General features: G+C 62.9%; 19 protein-coding genes. 11 read left to right on the top strand and 8 right to left on the bottom strand.

All coding sequences use genetic code 11. The features are described from left to right. Positions 1 to 96 precede the first annotated feature (96 nt). Complete coding sequence (locus tag C9427_RS18470) at positions 97 to 963, bottom strand: alpha/beta fold hydrolase (RefSeq protein ID WP_107650596.1); 867 nt, start codon at positions 961 to 963, stop codon at positions 97 to 99. 98 nt (positions 964 to 1,061) lie between these two features. On the opposite strand from C9427_RS18470, the gene C9427_RS18465 reads away from it, so the two are divergent. The 3 genes from C9427_RS18465 to C9427_RS18455 all read left to right on the top strand — a co-directional run bounded on the left by C9427_RS18465 (position 1,062) and on the right by C9427_RS18455 (position 2,524). Continuing rightward, entirely contained in the window at positions 1,062 to 1,586 is a 525-nt protein-coding gene (locus tag C9427_RS18465) for a winged helix-turn-helix transcriptional regulator (protein ID WP_107650556.1), read from the top strand. A gap of 74 nt (positions 1,587 to 1,660) precedes the next feature. Further along, positions 1,661 to 1,894: a hypothetical protein gene (locus C9427_RS18460; protein WP_107650555.1), complete on the top strand. Its 234-nt coding sequence runs from the start codon at positions 1,661 to 1,663 to the stop codon at positions 1,892 to 1,894. 198 nt (positions 1,895 to 2,092) lie between these two features. Next, positions 2,093 to 2,524 carry a GlcG/HbpS family heme-binding protein gene (locus C9427_RS18455; protein ID WP_107650595.1) on the top strand — a complete coding sequence of 144 codons (432 nt, stop codon included), beginning with the start codon at positions 2,093 to 2,095 and terminating at the stop codon, positions 2,522 to 2,524. Between the two features lie 2 nt (positions 2,525 to 2,526). On the opposite strand, the gene C9427_RS18450 is transcribed toward C9427_RS18455, so the two are convergent. The 3 genes from C9427_RS18450 to C9427_RS18440 form a co-directional block, all read right to left on the bottom strand. Continuing rightward, entirely contained in the window at positions 2,527 to 2,928 is a 402-nt protein-coding gene (locus tag C9427_RS18450; protein ID WP_107650594.1) for a hypothetical protein, read from the bottom strand. A 264-nt stretch (positions 2,929 to 3,192) separates the two neighbouring features. Beyond that, a complete protein-coding gene (rpmF, locus tag C9427_RS18445; protein WP_008834724.1) occupies positions 3,193 to 3,375 on the bottom strand; it encodes a 50S ribosomal protein L32 in 183 nt (60 codons plus the stop codon). A gap of 139 nt (positions 3,376 to 3,514) precedes the next feature. Beyond that, the gene (locus C9427_RS18440; RefSeq protein WP_107650554.1) at positions 3,515 to 4,276 is read right to left on the bottom strand and encodes a biosynthetic peptidoglycan transglycosylase; all 762 of its coding nucleotides are present in this window, start codon (positions 4,274 to 4,276) and stop codon (positions 3,515 to 3,517) included. 79 nt (positions 4,277 to 4,355) lie between these two features. Between C9427_RS18440 and C9427_RS18435 the strand changes: the two genes are divergently transcribed. Further along, positions 4,356 to 5,273 (top strand): polyprenyl synthetase family protein, encoded by a 918-nt coding sequence (locus tag C9427_RS18435; RefSeq protein WP_107650553.1) that lies wholly within the window; start codon positions 4,356 to 4,358, stop codon positions 5,271 to 5,273. Positions 5,274 to 5,483: 210 nt separating this feature from the next. Here the strand turns inward: C9427_RS18435 and C9427_RS18430 are convergent, their stop codons facing one another. From C9427_RS18430 to C9427_RS18420, 3 genes are all read right to left on the bottom strand, one after another. Next, the gene (locus tag C9427_RS18430) at positions 5,484 to 6,335 is read right to left on the bottom strand and encodes a lytic transglycosylase domain-containing protein (RefSeq protein WP_107650552.1); all 852 of its coding nucleotides are present in this window, start codon (positions 6,333 to 6,335) and stop codon (positions 5,484 to 5,486) included. A 4-nt stretch (positions 6,336 to 6,339) separates the two neighbouring features. Further along, positions 6,340 to 7,593, bottom strand: a complete 1,254-nt coding sequence (gene ispG, locus C9427_RS18425) for a flavodoxin-dependent (E)-4-hydroxy-3-methylbut-2-enyl-diphosphate synthase (RefSeq protein ID WP_107650551.1) — start codon at positions 7,591 to 7,593, stop codon at positions 6,340 to 6,342. Between the two features lie 342 nt (positions 7,594 to 7,935). Then, the gene (locus C9427_RS18420) at positions 7,936 to 8,115 is read right to left on the bottom strand and encodes a YdcH family protein (RefSeq protein WP_107650550.1); all 180 of its coding nucleotides are present in this window, start codon (positions 8,113 to 8,115) and stop codon (positions 7,936 to 7,938) included. A gap of 240 nt (positions 8,116 to 8,355) precedes the next feature. Between C9427_RS18420 and C9427_RS18415 the strand changes: the two genes are divergently transcribed. Beyond that, positions 8,356 to 8,559, top strand: a complete 204-nt coding sequence (locus C9427_RS18415) for a YdcH family protein (protein WP_006327868.1) — start codon at positions 8,356 to 8,358, stop codon at positions 8,557 to 8,559. A gap of 35 nt (positions 8,560 to 8,594) precedes the next feature. On the opposite strand, the gene C9427_RS18410 is transcribed toward C9427_RS18415, so the two are convergent. Continuing rightward, entirely contained in the window at positions 8,595 to 9,395 is an 801-nt protein-coding gene (locus C9427_RS18410; RefSeq protein WP_107650549.1) for an IclR family transcriptional regulator, read from the bottom strand. A 118-nt stretch (positions 9,396 to 9,513) separates the two neighbouring features. Between C9427_RS18410 and C9427_RS18405 the strand changes: the two genes are divergently transcribed. The 6 genes from C9427_RS18405 (at position 9,514) to C9427_RS18380 (ending at position 14,307) form a co-directional block, all read left to right on the top strand. Further along, a complete protein-coding gene (locus tag C9427_RS18405) occupies positions 9,514 to 10,395 on the top strand; it encodes a transporter substrate-binding protein (RefSeq protein WP_107650548.1) in 882 nt (293 codons plus the stop codon). 77 nt (positions 10,396 to 10,472) lie between these two features. Beyond that, the gene (locus C9427_RS18400; protein ID WP_097571996.1) at positions 10,473 to 11,138 is read left to right on the top strand and encodes an amino acid ABC transporter permease; all 666 of its coding nucleotides are present in this window, start codon (positions 10,473 to 10,475) and stop codon (positions 11,136 to 11,138) included. Then, on the top strand, positions 11,139 to 11,789 hold the full coding sequence (locus C9427_RS18395) for an amino acid ABC transporter permease (RefSeq protein WP_097571995.1): 651 nt from the start codon (positions 11,139 to 11,141) through the stop codon (positions 11,787 to 11,789). Between the two features lie 4 nt (positions 11,790 to 11,793). Then, positions 11,794 to 12,582 (top strand): amino acid ABC transporter ATP-binding protein, encoded by a 789-nt coding sequence (locus C9427_RS18390; RefSeq protein WP_107650547.1) that lies wholly within the window; start codon positions 11,794 to 11,796, stop codon positions 12,580 to 12,582. Positions 12,583 to 12,617: 35 nt separating this feature from the next. Beyond that, positions 12,618 to 13,079, top strand: a complete 462-nt coding sequence (locus tag C9427_RS18385) for a RidA family protein (RefSeq protein WP_107650546.1) — start codon at positions 12,618 to 12,620, stop codon at positions 13,077 to 13,079. Between the two features lie 25 nt (positions 13,080 to 13,104). Next, a complete protein-coding gene (locus C9427_RS18380) occupies positions 13,105 to 14,307 on the top strand; it encodes an aminotransferase class V-fold PLP-dependent enzyme (protein WP_107650593.1) in 1,203 nt (400 codons plus the stop codon). The last annotated feature ends 92 nt before the right edge of the window (positions 14,308 to 14,399 follow it).

The following is a 14,399-nucleotide window of genomic DNA, read 5'->3' as shown; positions in this document are numbered from 1 at the left end:
CGCGCGGCTTGGCCTTGCTCAGATGGCCGGGGGTCAAACAGATGCGGCTGCACTACTATTGCGGCCAAGATGGTGCGCCTCAAGACCCGCCCTGCTCTATCTGGCCCGGCAATGCGCCGCGATGGCGGCGACAATCTCCGCCCAGTCGTCGGGATGCAGTTCATGGCCACCGCCTTCGATGCGGACAAGCGTCGCGCCGGCAACGGCTTCGGCGAGAGCGGCGCCATGCTCGATCGGAAAGATCGGGTCCGCCGTGCCGTGGATGACGAGGAGTGGAACCTTCAATTCGTGCAGGTCGCTTTTCCGATCATCGGCGTCCCCGCCTTCCGCGCCCTCGCCTTCCGCTCCCTTGAGCAGGAAATGATTGGTTGCGCTCAACAAGCCACCGGACCGGTCGTAATCCTGTTCGACGAAACGCCTCGTCCGCTCCTCGTCGAATGGATGCGCGGTGCTGGCGATGGCCTGTGCGTCCTTGACGATGAAGTCGACCACCTGGTCGCGGTCCGACCAGTCGACGTCAGCCCCTTTGGCCGAATGCTTCTTATAGGTCTCGCTCGTCCCGGGCAGATGCGACGTATCGATCCCGGCCGGCGATGTGCTGATGGCGGTGAGCGAGAGGACGCGCAACGGATATTTCAGCGCCACAAGCTGTGCGATCATGCCACCCATAGACATCCCGGCTACATGCGCTTTGCTTATGCCATGGTGGTCGAGCACGCGAATGGCATCGTCCACCATGTCGTCGAATGTGTAAGGCGGCTCGCCCGGCGCATATTTGGTCGAGCGGCCGGTATCGCGATTGTCATAGCGGATCACGAACAGACCCTCGCCGGCCAATTTCTGGCAAAACGCCTCCGGCCACCAGAGCATCGACGCCATGGCGCCCATGATCAGCAGCAGCGGCGGATGCGCCGGATCGCCAAATGTCTGGGACGCAATGTCGGGTTCCAAGGTGCTCGTCATGATCGCGATCTCCTCCGTGCAACTGATTGCATTTTGCAATCAGTTGCACCATAATAAGACTGCTACGATAATGCAACCAGTTTTTCCTGGAGAATCGCATGCACACCGATCACCGGTCCGGATGCCCGATCAACCTGTCGCTCGAAGTATTTGGTGACCGGTGGAGCCTGATCATCCTTCGCGACATGATTTTCGGCGGCAAACGCCATTTTCGCGAACTGCTCAACGGTTCGATCGAAGGCATCGCCTCCAACATCCTCGCCGACCGGCTGAAGCGGCTGATGCAACTGGGCATGCTGACCAAGGCCGACGATCCGTCCCACAAGCAGAAGGCGATCTATAGCCTGACCGAAATGGCAATCACCCTGATGCCGATCCTGGCCCATCTCGGCGCCTGGGGCCGCGTTTGGCTGCCGGTCAGCGAGGAACTCTCGATCCGGGCCGAACTGCTGGAAAAGGGTGGCCAGCCAATGTGGGACAAGTTCATGGACGAGTTGCGCCACGAGCATCTGGGCACGCCTTCCCCCGCATCAGGCCCCACGGTCCGCGCGACCTTGCAGGCCGGATATGAAGCGGTTGTCGCCCGCAAGGCGTCGGAGGCGGGGTGCGAGCCGGCTGCCTGACCAACTTATTTTGCCATTTGCAGGCTGGCTCTGCTATCAAGGCACAGAAAATCATAACGGGATTGGAAAAGCCCTTGGTTGAGAATTCTAAGGATACGGCCCGCGCGCGGGCCGATTTGCGTTTCAAGAAGCAGGAAGAGGCCGCCACCGTTCGTCAGAAGGCGATGGCGGAATATGTCGCCGAGAGCGACGCCCGCCAGATAAAGACCAACAAGCTGAGGGCGCTGCGCCTCGCCAAGGAAGCGGAAGACCTGGCCAATGCGCCGCCTGCCCCGGTGAAAAAGCCGGCGCGCGCCAAGAAGAAATAGTCTCACTCGTCTGAACTCCGGCGCAGGTCTGGAAGCGGTGGAAGGCTGCGCCTATTCGGCTTGCGCGAGCCATCGACCCGCTCCAGAATACCATCGCCTTCCATTTCGCTTTCACATGCAAAGCAATTTCAACCGGAACCGGGATTTTGCATCTCCTGCTCCCGGTCGATGATTGAGGCGTTTCAACAGGAGAATGCCATGACCGCGCTGACGCTCGACACCGCCATCAACATCATCGAGGCCGCCTTTGCCAAAGGCGCCGAACTCAAGCTCAAGCCGCTCGGCGTTTCCGTCCTTGATGCCGGCGCCCATCTGGTCGCCTTCCAGCGCCAGGACGGCGCCTCGTTCCTGCGTCCGCAAATGTCGGCCGGCAAGGCCTATGGCGCGCTTGCCATCGGCATGGGCTCACGCCGCGCGGAAGCCTTCGCCAAGGAACGCCCGCATCTGATGGCCGGCGTCTCCGACGTGTCGGGCGGCCGCGTCCTGCCCGTCGTCGGCGGAGTGCTGATCCGTGACAAATCAGGCGCCATCGTCGGCGCGGTCGGCATTTCCGGCGATACGTCGGACAATGACGAGGCAGCCGCAATCGCCGGCATCGAGGCCGCCGGCTTCACCGCCGACCCCGGCTGAACTCAATTCATGTTGATGTCGCGGCTCGCCGACCGCATCGATACCGAGAAGCCGGCCAGTACATCGATCAGCGCGATGACCGTCAGCGTGAAGAAGACGGAATGCGCCGCGCCCTTCACCAGCAGGAACTCGACCAGGAAAGCCACGAAGACGAAGGTGGACAACAGATGGTCCATGATCGACGCGTTCGTCGTGCGCGTCGCCTTCACCATTTCGACGAAGAAGAAGATGAGCCCGATCAGCACCATCAGGTCGCCAAGGGTCATCGAGAAGACGCCGCCCGACATCATGCGGACCGAGAACATCTCTGTCGCCCACGGATCGTCGCCGCCGCCGAATATTCCCAGAAGCCCGAGATTGTAGAGAACGAAGGGCACGATCAGCAGCGGAATGGCACCGAACATCTGGCGGCTCCGGTTGGACTGCCTTCTGTAGTAGGCGCCCGGCATGCGCCGTCAAGAATTTTCGCATGCAGCCGCGAACACGGACAAAGACGGTGCGAAATAACCGTGTCAGCCGAAAGTCAATCGATACGGCTGCTGGGATGCCTGGGGTTCGTTCGGTGTCAGCTATATCTGCGCGCAAATGCAAAAGGACCGGCCAGAGGCCGGTCCATTGGTAGTCACGAACCCGTGGAAAGCTTCTCAGCTTTCCCAGGCAAGCTGGTTTCAGCTTTCCTTGGGCGTCAACACCTGGCGGCCGCGATACATGCCGGTCTTCAGGTCGATATGGTGCGGCCGGCGCATCTCACCGGAATTCTTGTCCTCGACATAGGTCGGCGCCTTGAGGGCGTCGGCCGAGCGGCGCATGCCGCGCTTGGACGGAGAGGTTTTTCGTTTCGGAACGGCCATGGATATGCTCCACTAGATGGTCAAAATGCCCCGGCCGCCCTCGTGAAAGGGCCGCATCAGGGGCCGGAATCTGAGAAAGTCGGGTGCCTATACACGCCTGATGCCGTTTTGGCCAGCGCTGCAGCGAATTTTTTTGCCGCTACTGCAGGCAGCCGACATAGGCGCCGGACCGGCCCGCACGCCGCTCGATCAGCGAGGCCAGCCGTCTCAGCCCCGGCCCGGGTTTGGCCGGGTTGCGCGCGATCGGGTTCGGCAAGGTGACGGCAAGCAGCGCCGCCTGCCGCCGCGACAATTGTTTTGCCGAAACTCCGAAATGGTGCTGGGCGGCGGCCTCGATGCCATAGATGCCCGGTCCCCATTCGGCGATGTTGAGGTAGATTTCCATGATGCGCCGTTTCGACATCACCGCGTCGAAATAGACGGCAAGCGGCAGTTCGACGACCTTGCGCACCGAGCCCAGCGGCCGTGACCAGAGATAGAGGTTCTTCACCGTCTGCATGGTGATGGTCGAGGCGCCCCGCGTCATCTCACCCGACAGCGCATCGTCGACGACGCCCCTCAATTCGCCGAGATCGATGCCGCGGTGGAAACAGAACTGCCCGTCCTCCGACATGATGACCGAATGCGCCAGCACCGGCGCCACATCGTCGATCGAAACCCAGCGCCGGTCATAGCCGGAAAACGTCGCCAGATCCTTCAGCATCAGCGTCGACACGGGATGCACGAACCACGGCAGGTAAAGGAAGGTCAGCACCGCCGGGATCAGCGCCAGCACAAGGACCACGGCAATGCCGCGCCGGGCCCAGCGTTTGAGACCGATGCGGTTGCCGCGTTTCGGTCTACCCGCCATGTCCAACCCTTCGGTTTCGAGATCGACGATCGGTTCCGCCAAGCCGTCCAACCCACGCTACTCCCTGCCCCCGGCATAATGGCGCTTGGCTTCTTGCGCAACGTCTGAGTGTCGGCTACCGGTCCCGGCCATGACGAAAGACGACCAAATGCCGTTCGAGGCAGCACTTGTCGCACGCGCTGGCCCGCTCGAGGCGCTGCTCAGGCAACTTCTCGATGAACGCCCGCATTCCGGCGAGATCGCGCGGCCGGAACACCTGATGGCGGCGATGCGCCACGGCGTGTTGAACGGCGGCAAGCGCCTGCGCCCATTCCTGGTCCTGGAAAGTGCCGCGCTGTTTTCCGCCGACGGCGAAGCGGCGCTGCGCGTGGCCGCCGCGCTCGAATGCGTGCATTGTTATTCGCTGATTCATGACGATCTGCCGGCCATGGATGACGACGATTTGCGCCGTGGCCAGCCGACCGTGCACAAGGCCTTCGACGAGGCGACCGCCATCCTCGCCGGCGACGCCTTGCTGACACTTGCCTTCGACATCATCGCCGATGAGGCGACAGCGCTGCCGGCTGAGCGCAGGGCAGCTCTGGTGCTGGCGCTTGCCCGCGCCGCCGGGGCCGGCGGCATGGTTGGCGGCCAGACGCTCGATCTCGAAGCCGAGCATATCAGGCCGGACGAAGCCGGGATCATCCGGCTGCAGGCGATGAAGACCGGTGCGCTGATGCGCTTCGCCTGCGAGGCGGGTGCGATCATTGCCGGCGCGCCACCGGCCGACCGCGAAAGACTGGCCGAGTTCGGCTCGGCGATCGGGCTGGCCTTTCAGCTTGCCGACGACCTGCTCGACCTGACGGCGGACGCCAGCCAGATGGGCAAGGCCACCGGCAAGGATGCCGCCGCCGGCAAGGCGACGCTGGTGGCGCTGCACGGCGCCGACTGGGCGCGGGGCCAGCTCAACGGGCTGGTCGACCAGGCGCATGCGCTGCTTGATCCCTATGGCGAAGACGCCGCGCTTCTGAAAGAAGCTGCCAAATTCGTGGCGGCGCGCAACAACTGAACCCGCCCGCAACGGCTGGCAAAATTCCACCCAATAATAGTCAGCCGGATACCCATCCGTCGAATTGACCTCCCTCGAAGGCAAACATAGGTTCCGCGTCATCCGATCGGCGGGGGGCGCCTTCGGGGTTTGAGCTTGCCAGAACCGTGCGTCCGATGCGCGGTTCTGGCGATGCTTTGCCAATGTCTTCGCGAGGCCGCCCGCCGAGACCTATCGATTTCGCACCACAATGCAGGCGCCGCCAACGCTTTGCAGTTTCTGGCAGATATTGTCGGCCTTGGCTTTGGTGTCGGCGCCGATCCGCACCGCATAGATGCCGCGCCGGCCGATCGGGGTGCGCACCCGGCTGACCACCGGATTGCTGCCGCCGAGCAAGGCCGGAAACCGGCGCTTCACACTGCTCCATTGGCTGAGCGCCGCGCCGCGGCGGAAATTGCCGGCCACCTGCACGCCCCAAGGCTTGACGTTGATCGAGGCCATGGCCACGGTTCTCGACATGATCACCGGCAGCGTACGGCAGGCGACCGCAAAGTTCGCTTTCTTGTCGAGCGGCCGGACGATGCCGGCATAGGCGGTGTCGGTGAACCTGTCGGCCGGCTCGCCCATGACGTCCAGAACGTAGCTTTCGGTTTCCATCGGCAGGAAGCCGCCGGATTTCAGCCAGCGCGAAACCCGGGTTTCGCCGGCATTGTAGGCGGCGGCGGCGAGACCCAGATTGCCGAAGCCGGTTTTCAGTTCGGCGAGATATTTCGCCGAGGCCGGGATGGCCTGCTCGATATCGAAGGAATTGGCGAGACCGCGCATCTTGGCGGTGCCCGGCATGAACTGGGCAATACCTTCGGCGCCGACCGGACTGAGCGCATTGGGGTCGAAGCGACTTTCCTTCCAGATCAGCCGGGCAAAGAAATCCTCGGGCAGGCCGTTCTGGTTCGCATGGGCCTCGATCAGGTTGCAGACCCGGTCGATCAGGCGCTGCTTGGCGGGACGCGGCGGATCGGCGTGGACGGCAGTTGCCCAGCCCAGCCCGGCAAGCAAGACCAGCGTCGCCCGGCGGAAGCGCATCGACTTACTCCGCTGCGGCCTTGCCGTGTTGTCCGAACCGGTTCTCGATATAGTCGGCGACCATCTTCTCGAAGTCGGCGGCAATCGACGGCCCGCGCAGCGTCGCCGCCTTCTTGCCGTCGACGAATACTGGCGCCGTCGGCGTCTCGCCCGTGCCGGGCAGCGAAATGCCGATATCGGCGTGCTTGGATTCGCCGGGGCCATTGACGATGCAACCCATCACCGCGACCTTGAGGTTCTCGACGCCTGGATATTTTTCCCGCCACACCGGCATGTTCTTCCTGAGATCGGCCTGGATGTTCTGGGCGAGTTCCTGGAATACGGTCGAAGTGGTGCGCCCGCAACCCGGACAGGCAGCGACGATCGGCACGAATTGCCGGAAGCCCATGGTCTGCAGCAGTTCCTGCGACACCTGCACCTCGCGGGTGCGGTCGCCATTCGGTTCCGGCGTCAGCGAGATGCGAATGGTGTCGCCAATGCCTTGCTGCAGCAGGATGCCCATCGCCGCAGACGAGGCGACGATGCCTTTCGAGCCCATGCCGGCCTCGGTCAGGCCGAGATGCAGTGCGTGGTTGGAGCGGGTGGCAAGCTCGGTATAGACGGCGATCAGGTCCTGCACGCCGCTGACCTTGGCCGACAGGATGATCTTGTCGCGGCCAAGGCCGATCTCCTCGGCCATTTCGGCCGACAGAATGGCCGACTGCACGATCGCCTCGCGCGTCACTTCCTGCGCGGTCAGCGGAAAGCCCTGGGCCTGGTTGTCGTCCATCAGCCGGGTCAGCAGTTCCTGGTCGAGCGAACCCCAGTTGACGCCGATGCGCACCGGCTTGTCGTATTTGATCGCCATCTCGACGATGTCAGTGAACTGTCGGTCCTTCTTGTCCTTGAAGCCGACATTGCCGGGGTTGATGCGGTATTTCGCCAAAGCCTCCGCGCAGGCCGGATGGTCGGCGAGCAGCTTGTGGCCGATATAGTGGAAATCGCCGACCAGCGGCACGTTGATGCCGAGCCGGGCAAGCCGGTCGCGAATGGCGGGCACGGCGGCGGCGCTCTCGTTACGGTCGACGGTAATGCGCACGATCTCGGAGCCGGCGCGATGCAGTGCGGCAACCTGGGCGACCGTCTGGTCGACATCGGCGGTATCGGTGTTGGTCATCGACTGCACGACGACAGGGGCGCTCCCGCCGACCATCACGCCGCCGACATCGACACCGACCGATGTGCGGCGCGCAAAGGGGGAGGAAAAATATCCGGTCATGCCGGCTGCCTTTTATTTCTGGAGCGACGCGCGTCCACTTGGACGCACAAAGTACGCTCCAACGCTTTTAATCTGCGCAACGTGCTTTCCGAAAACCGGATCCGGTTTTCGGGCCGATGCGAAGGTCCGGGCATGAGGTGGAGGAGCAAAGATGGCTTGTCAATGGCGACAGTCAGGCAGACCTAGCAAATCCATAACAGAAGGCGGCGGCAAACACCTTCGATGTCGCCAGTGGCAGGAGCCATGTTCAGAGGTTAAAACAAAGCGCCACTCCCGGCGGCATGGCTGCCACCGGAAAGATGGTCGCGCGCCGAAAGCGGCGCAGCTAGTCCTGGAGGAGCGTCAGTGCGTCGTCGGTTTCGCCTTCAGTTTTTCAATCTCGTCCTTGATTGCCAACTTGCGCCGCTTCAGATTCACGATTTCGAGGTCGTCGACCGATGGATGGTTCATCGCATCGTCGAGCTCACGCTCGATGTCGCCGTGTTTCCGCTGCAACTCATCAAGATGGGATGCAAGAGACATGATTGGTTCTCCCTTTCATGGTTTCCTCGATTGCAGCCGTCAAGGCGCGTTCCACCGCAGGCTCGCATCTGTGACGGCACCATGACACTCTGCCACCATCGGGCATCGATGTCGAATGCTGCGTGGTAGCATTCCACGACAATGTGAAATGTGGTAAGGGCTGCGCGCCGGTGGCAAAATATGCCGCCCCCGCCCAAATCAAGCCCATTTTGGGCGTCGCAGACGTGCAGACGGTAGGTAATGTCCGAACAGGAACAGGCTGATATCCGCCTCGAATATTCTCGGCTGAAGCAGGAACACGCCGATTTCGACGCCGCCATCAACGCGATGATCGCCATGAGTTGCGACCCGCTGCAGATCCAGCGCATGAAGAAAAAGAAGCTCTTCCTGAAGGATAGGCTGATGGCGCTGGAAGACCGGATCATCCCCGACATCATTGCGTGAGCAAAGCCGCCGGCGGCGCCTCGGTGGAAGCCGGATCACGAGATCGACAGGCTGGCCGCGCGCCCCCGCAGCAAGGCAATGAGCTCGCCGGTCTTTGCTTCGGACGTGTCTATCGGCACCACCAGGCACATCGTCGCCTCCACCTTGCCAGGCGCCGAGAAGACCGGTGCGGCCAGGCATTTTGTGTAGGCATCGACCAGCCCTGACGTGATGCAATGGCCGGTCGCCTTGGCGGTGGCGATGTCGGCTATGAAATCGTCGAGCCGCAATCTGCGGCCGTCCGGCAGAACGAGGTCGTCTTCGGACACCATGTCTTCGATCGCGGCCCTTTCGAAACCGGCCAGCAGCAGACGCCCCGAAGCGGTCCAGGGAAGCGGGATCTGCAAGCCGGTGGCCGAGCTGATGCGGAACGGCCTGGTGCCCGGACTGGAGTGGACGATCGTGTAGCGGCCGCTTTGCAGCATGCACAATTCCGAGGTCTCGCCCGTCTCGCGCGACAGATTGTCGACCTCCTGGCGGCCTCTCCTGAGCAGGTCGTTGCCCCTGACATAGTCCATTCCGTAGAGATAGAGCTTCTTGCCGAAATAGACCCGGTTGCCGTCGCCGGCCATTTCCAGCAGGCCCGCATCCACGAGTTCGCGCACCAGCGTGTAGGTCGTCGACCGGGGCGCATTCACGCCCTTGGCAAGGTCGCCGATGCCGACCGCGCGCTGGGTCGTGTGCAGGAACTCCAGGATATGGAGCACCCGGTTGAGACCCTTCTCGCGAGAGACCGAAATCCTGTCCTCGCCCGGACCGATATCCAGCCGAGCCGCCAAGGCATTGCCATCTTGCATTGTTGATTCCCGATGTTAGTATCTGTCTTGTACAGGATACATGTGTCTTTTGTAAGAGACAAATTATAGTGACGCATGTGTCTGCCAAGGGGAACACAACACGAAAAAGGAGGTCGCCGTGAACGATACATCCAAGAGACGTGATTTTCTGAAACTGGGCATGGCCGGGCTGGCAACGGCCGGCGTGATGAGCGCGGCCACAGCGGTCGATGTCCAGAAAGCCGCGGCCCAGGCCGCATCCGACAGCCTGCTGCGCACCGTTCTCGATCGCGGCAAGCTGATCGTCGGCACCGGCAGCACCAACGCGCCCTGGCACTTCGAAAACGACGCCGGCGAACTCGTCGGCATGGACATCACCATGGGGCGCATCCTTGCCAAGGGTCTGTTCGACGATCCGACCAAGGTCGAGTTCGTCATGCAGGATCCGGCACAGCGCATTCCCAACGTGACCACCAACAAGGTCGACATCACCATCCAGTTCATGACCATGACCGCCCAGCGCTCGCAGCTGATCAACTTCTCCAGACCTTATTATGTTGAAGGTGTGGCGTTGCTGACGCTGCCGACCGCTGAGAACAAGACTTTCGACAAGCTGCTCGCCGGTGGTTCGGCAACACGGATTTCCATCCTGCAGAACGTCGATGCCGAGCAAAATGTGCATCTCGTCCTGCCGGAGTCGCAGGTGATGCAGATCGACACCCAGGCCAATGTGCTGCAGGCGCTGGAATCGAAGCGCGCCGATGCGGCCGCCGTCGATCTGTCGACGGTGCGCTGGCTCGCCTCGCGCAATCCGGACAAATATTTCGACGCCGGCAAGAGCTGGTTCTCGATGCTATACGGTGCAGCACTGCGGCAAGGCGATCCCGACTGGCTGGCCTTCGTCAACACAGCCTTCGCAACGGCAATGTTCGGTCATGAAACGGCGCTCTACGACGCCGCGTTCAAGGACTATTTCGGGTTGGAGCCACCGGCGCGCCATCCCGGCTTCCCGGTCATCTGATACAGCCGGCGGAAGGGCGGCAATCGGCGCCCTTCCGCCTCTTTCTCCCCGATGGCCCTTGGCACTGAGGCGGACGCATGGGCTATGCCCTCAATTTCAACCTGATCTGGCGGCATTTCGACAAGCTCTGGGGCGGGCTGCTGCTCAGCCTTGAACTCGCCGTGATTTCGATCGCCATCGGCATCGTCATCGGGCTGGTTCTGGCGGTCTGGTACGTTTCGGCCGGACGCGTGGTGCGGGCCGTCATCGCCGCCTATGTCGAGTTCATCCGCAACGTGCCGCTGATCCTGCTCGTCTATCTCGTCTTCTACGGCCTGCCGACCGTGGTCGACATCGCCTACTCCGCGCAGACCTCGTTCATCGCCACGCTGTCGCTCTATAGCGGCGCCTATCTGGTCGAGGTGTTTCGCTCGGGGCTCGAAGCCGTTCCGCGCGGCCAGATCGACGCCGGCAAGGCAATCGGCCTGACGCCTTGGCAAAGGCTCATCCACGTGCGGCTGCCGACGATGCTGCGGATCACGCTGCCGGCGCTCTCCAACACCTTCATATCGCTGTTCAAGGACACGTCCGTCGCCTCGGTCATCTCGGTGCCCGAACTCACCTACGGCGCCCAGTGGATCAACTTCAACACGTTCCGGATCGTGGAGGTCTACCTCGTGGTGACGGCCATGTATCTGCTGACGGGCTACGCGCTGCTTTTCGGGCTGCGGCTCGTCGAGCGCCGGTTCAGGGCGGCACGCTAGATGCTCGGCCAGATCCTCTACGCCTTGCCTTTCCTGGCCCAGGGTTTCGCCCTGACGCTCTGGGTGTCGCTGCTGGTCGTGGTGCTGTCGCTCATCGCCGGCGTATTGATGGGCGTCGGCCTTGTCTACGGTCCGGCTCCACTGCGCTGGGCGGTGCGCATTTTCAGCGACACCATCCGCGGCATCCCGATCCTGGTGCTCATCTTCTTCGTCTATTACGGCCTGCCTGCCGTCGGCGTCCATTTGCAGTCCTTCTGGGCGGCCGTGCTGGCGCTAACTCTGTTCAAGACGGCGCAGGTCGTCGAGTATCTCAGGGGCGCGGTCGCCTCCATTCCGAAAGGGCAATCCGAAGCGGCGATGGCGATCGGCCTGACCTTTCGCCAGCGCCTGGCCTACGTCATCTTCCCGCAGGCGTTCAGGCGCTTCCTGCCGCCATGGATCAATGGCGTCACCGATGCGGTGAAGGGCAGCGCGTTGGTCTCGCTGCTCGGCATCACCGACCTGATGCAGGCCATCAACCAGGTCATCGGCCGCACCTACGAGGCAATGCCGCTCTACATCTTCGGCGCGCTCGTCTACTTCGCGGTCAACTACGCCCTTTCGCTCGCCAGCCGGCGGCTGGAGCGGCGTTTCTCCTTTATCCGGGAATAGCAAGATGTCCGCAAACGCCAATGCCGCTCTGCTCGATGTACGCGATGTCTCCAAGGCCTTCGGCACCGTCGAGGTGCTGCGTGCCGTCAGTCTCGAGGTGAAACGCGGCGAGGTGGTGTCGGTCATCGGGCCATCCGGCAGCGGAAAGACCACGCTGCTGCGCTGCGTCAATTTCCTCGAGAGCTATGACAGCGGCTCGATCCGCATCGACGGCAAGGAGGTCGGCTACCGTGAGGCCGCCACGCGCCAGCGGCGCAGCGAGCGCGACCTGGCGGCGATGCGCGCCGAGACCGGCATGGTGTTCCAGAGCTTCAACCTGTTCCCGCATCTGACGGCGGCCGGCAACATCATGCTCGGCCTGCGCAAGGTGCGTGGCAAGAGCGACGCCGAGGCCCGCCAGATCGCCGAGCACTGGCTTGGCCGGGTCGGCCTCGCCCACAAGGCCGACAGCCTGCCGGCTGAGCTTTCCGGCGGCCAGCAGCAGCGCGTCGGCATTGCCCGCGCCGTGGCGATGGAACCGAAGATCCTGCTTCTCGACGAGATAACCTCCGCGCTCGATCCCGAACTCGTCGGCGAGGTACTCGCGGTCGTGCGCAGCCTGGCCGAGGACGGCATGACGATGCTGATGGTCACGCATGAAATGGCCTTTGCGCGCGACGCCTCGAGCCGCATCGTCTTCATGGCGGATGGCAGCGTCAGCGCTGCCGGGCCGCCCGCCGAGATCCTGGGGGCGGAGATCGAGAACGAACGCCTTCGCAACTTCCTGGCACGGTTCCGCGCCTCGCATTTCTGACACCGGGCAGCGAAAGCTGTCGCAAGGAGCTTTTTATGACGCCTTACATCCGGCTCGCTGAACTGGGCCTGACGCTGCCCGAGCCGCCAACACCCATCGCCAACTTCGTTACCCACGCCGAGAGCGGACGCCTGATCTTCCTTTCCGGCCAGGGGCCGTTGCGCGCCGATGGCACGCTTTATACCGGCAAGGTGGGTGACGACGTCACGGTGGAAGAGGCCTATGCGCATGCCCGCCTCACCGGCTTGAACCTGCTCGCCGTCATGCACGCCGCGGCTGGTGACCTCGGCCGCATCGTGCGCATCGTCAAGCTGCTTGGCTTCGTCAATGCGATCCCGACCTTCAGCGACCACCCGAAAGTGGTGAACGGCTGCTCCGATCTTTTCGCTGACGTCTTTGACGGCATCGGCGGGCATGCTCGTTCGGCGATCGGCGTCGGCTCCTTGCCGGGCAACATCACAGTCGAAATCGAGGCGGTCGTCGAGATCGCCGCCTGAATTTTCACCCATGGATACGCAAACGATGAAAACCTATTCCGCAAACGGCTCCAACACGACAATCCGCGAACGGCTCGGCCTTCGCCCGATCATCAATGTTTCCGGTACTATGACGTCGCTCGGCGCCTCGATCATTGTCCCGGAAGCGATCAGCGCGATGGCCGAAATCGCCTCGCAATGGGTGGAGATGGACGACCTGCAACGCGCCGCAAGCACGGTCGTCGCGCGCCTCACCGGCGGCGAGGCCGGCTTCATCACCGCTTGCTGCGCCAGCGGCATCACCATGGCGATTGCCGGCTCCATGACCGGCACCAACCTGCTGGCGATCGAGCGGCTGCCGGACGACACGGAAGGGCTGAAGTCGGAGGTCATCGTCCAGCTGGGCCACATCGTCAATTACGGCGCGCCGATCGACCAGTCGATCCGCCTTGCCGGAGCAAAAACCATCCCGGCCGGCACCGTCAGCGTCACGCAGGATTATCATGTGCGCGACGCGATCCGGGACCGCACCGCGGCCGGCCTCTACGTCGTTGCCCATCACACCGTGCAATACGGCATGCTGTCGCTGGAGGAATTCTGCGAGATCTGCCACGCCAGGAATGTTCCGGTCATCGTCGACGCCGCCTCGGAATATGATCTGCGGGGCTTCCTCGCGCGCGGCGCCGATATCGTCATCTACAGCGGCCACAAATTCCTCTCAGGCCCGACCAGCGGCATCGTCACGGGGCGCAAGGACCTGGTGCGGGCCGCCTATCTCCAGAACCGTGGCGTTGCGCGCGCCATGAAGGTCGGCAAGGAAAGCATCGCCGGCACTATTGCCGCACTCGAAGCCTGGGAAAAGCGCGACCATGCCGGCATCCGGCAACGGGAGGAAGCGGCGCTCAACCTGTGGAAGGACGCCTTGCAAGGCATTGCCGGAATTGGCGCCGAGATCATCCCCGATCCGACCGCCAACCCGCTCGATCGCCTGCAAGTCTTCGTCCGGCCGGAAAGCGGCTTCAGCGCCGCCGGCCTCGCCTCGGCGCTGGCGGCGGGCTCGCCTCCGATCATCGTGCGCAACCACGAAGTGGAACGCGGGCATTTCTTCCTCGATCCGTGCAATCTGCATCCGGGCGAGGCGGAGATCGTCGCCGAGCGCATGCGGGCGTTGCTGAGCGCCGAGCGCCCCGCCGACGCCATGAACCAGCCTCGCAAGGTGTCGTCCGGCGCCTTGCGCTGGCCGGATTAGGCTCGCGGCGTCGAGTAGATTATCTACCGAAGATTCTACCGATGGATGATTCTCTTTCATTTCTGTTTATGCCCCCTTGGAAGGAGCGCAAT

This window comes from Mesorhizobium helmanticense (assembly GCF_003034915.1).
Lineage (GTDB): Bacteria > Pseudomonadota > Alphaproteobacteria > Rhizobiales > Rhizobiaceae > Mesorhizobium > Mesorhizobium helmanticense.
Note: the sequence above shows the minus strand (reverse complement) of the source record. Positions and strands in the feature narration are given on the sequence as shown.

Excerpts from the sequence above, each read along its gene's own strand:
- C9427_RS18470 (WP_107650596.1), bottom strand. The coding sequence starts at position 963 with ATGACGAGCACCTTGGAACCCGACATTGCGTCCCAGACATTTGGCGAT.
- C9427_RS18465 (WP_107650556.1), top strand. The coding sequence starts at position 1,062 with ATGCACACCGATCACCGGTCCGGATGCCCGATCAACCTGTCGCTCGAA.
- C9427_RS18455 (WP_107650595.1), top strand. The coding sequence starts at position 2,093 with ATGACCGCGCTGACGCTCGACACCGCCATCAACATCATCGAGGCCGCC.
- C9427_RS18450 (WP_107650594.1), bottom strand. The coding sequence starts at position 2,928 with ATGTTCGGTGCCATTCCGCTGCTGATCGTGCCCTTCGTTCTCTACAAT.
- rpmF (WP_008834724.1), bottom strand. The coding sequence starts at position 3,375 with ATGGCCGTTCCGAAACGAAAAACCTCTCCGTCCAAGCGCGGCATGCGC.
- C9427_RS18435 (WP_107650553.1), top strand. The coding sequence starts at position 4,356 with ATGACGAAAGACGACCAAATGCCGTTCGAGGCAGCACTTGTCGCACGC.
- C9427_RS18430 (WP_107650552.1), bottom strand. The coding sequence starts at position 6,335 with ATGCGCTTCCGCCGGGCGACGCTGGTCTTGCTTGCCGGGCTGGGCTGG.
- ispG (WP_107650551.1), bottom strand. The coding sequence starts at position 7,593 with ATGACCGGATATTTTTCCTCCCCCTTTGCGCGCCGCACATCGGTCGGT.
- C9427_RS18420 (WP_107650550.1), bottom strand. The coding sequence starts at position 8,115 with ATGTCTCTTGCATCCCATCTTGATGAGTTGCAGCGGAAACACGGCGAC.
- C9427_RS18415 (WP_006327868.1), top strand. The coding sequence starts at position 8,356 with ATGTCCGAACAGGAACAGGCTGATATCCGCCTCGAATATTCTCGGCTG.
- C9427_RS18410 (WP_107650549.1), bottom strand. The coding sequence starts at position 9,395 with ATGCAAGATGGCAATGCCTTGGCGGCTCGGCTGGATATCGGTCCGGGC.
- C9427_RS18400 (WP_097571996.1), top strand. The coding sequence starts at position 10,473 with ATGGGCTATGCCCTCAATTTCAACCTGATCTGGCGGCATTTCGACAAG.
- C9427_RS18395 (WP_097571995.1), top strand. The coding sequence starts at position 11,139 with ATGCTCGGCCAGATCCTCTACGCCTTGCCTTTCCTGGCCCAGGGTTTC.
- C9427_RS18390 (WP_107650547.1), top strand. The coding sequence starts at position 11,794 with ATGTCCGCAAACGCCAATGCCGCTCTGCTCGATGTACGCGATGTCTCC.
- C9427_RS18385 (WP_107650546.1), top strand. The coding sequence starts at position 12,618 with ATGACGCCTTACATCCGGCTCGCTGAACTGGGCCTGACGCTGCCCGAG.
- C9427_RS18380 (WP_107650593.1), top strand. The coding sequence starts at position 13,105 with ATGAAAACCTATTCCGCAAACGGCTCCAACACGACAATCCGCGAACGG.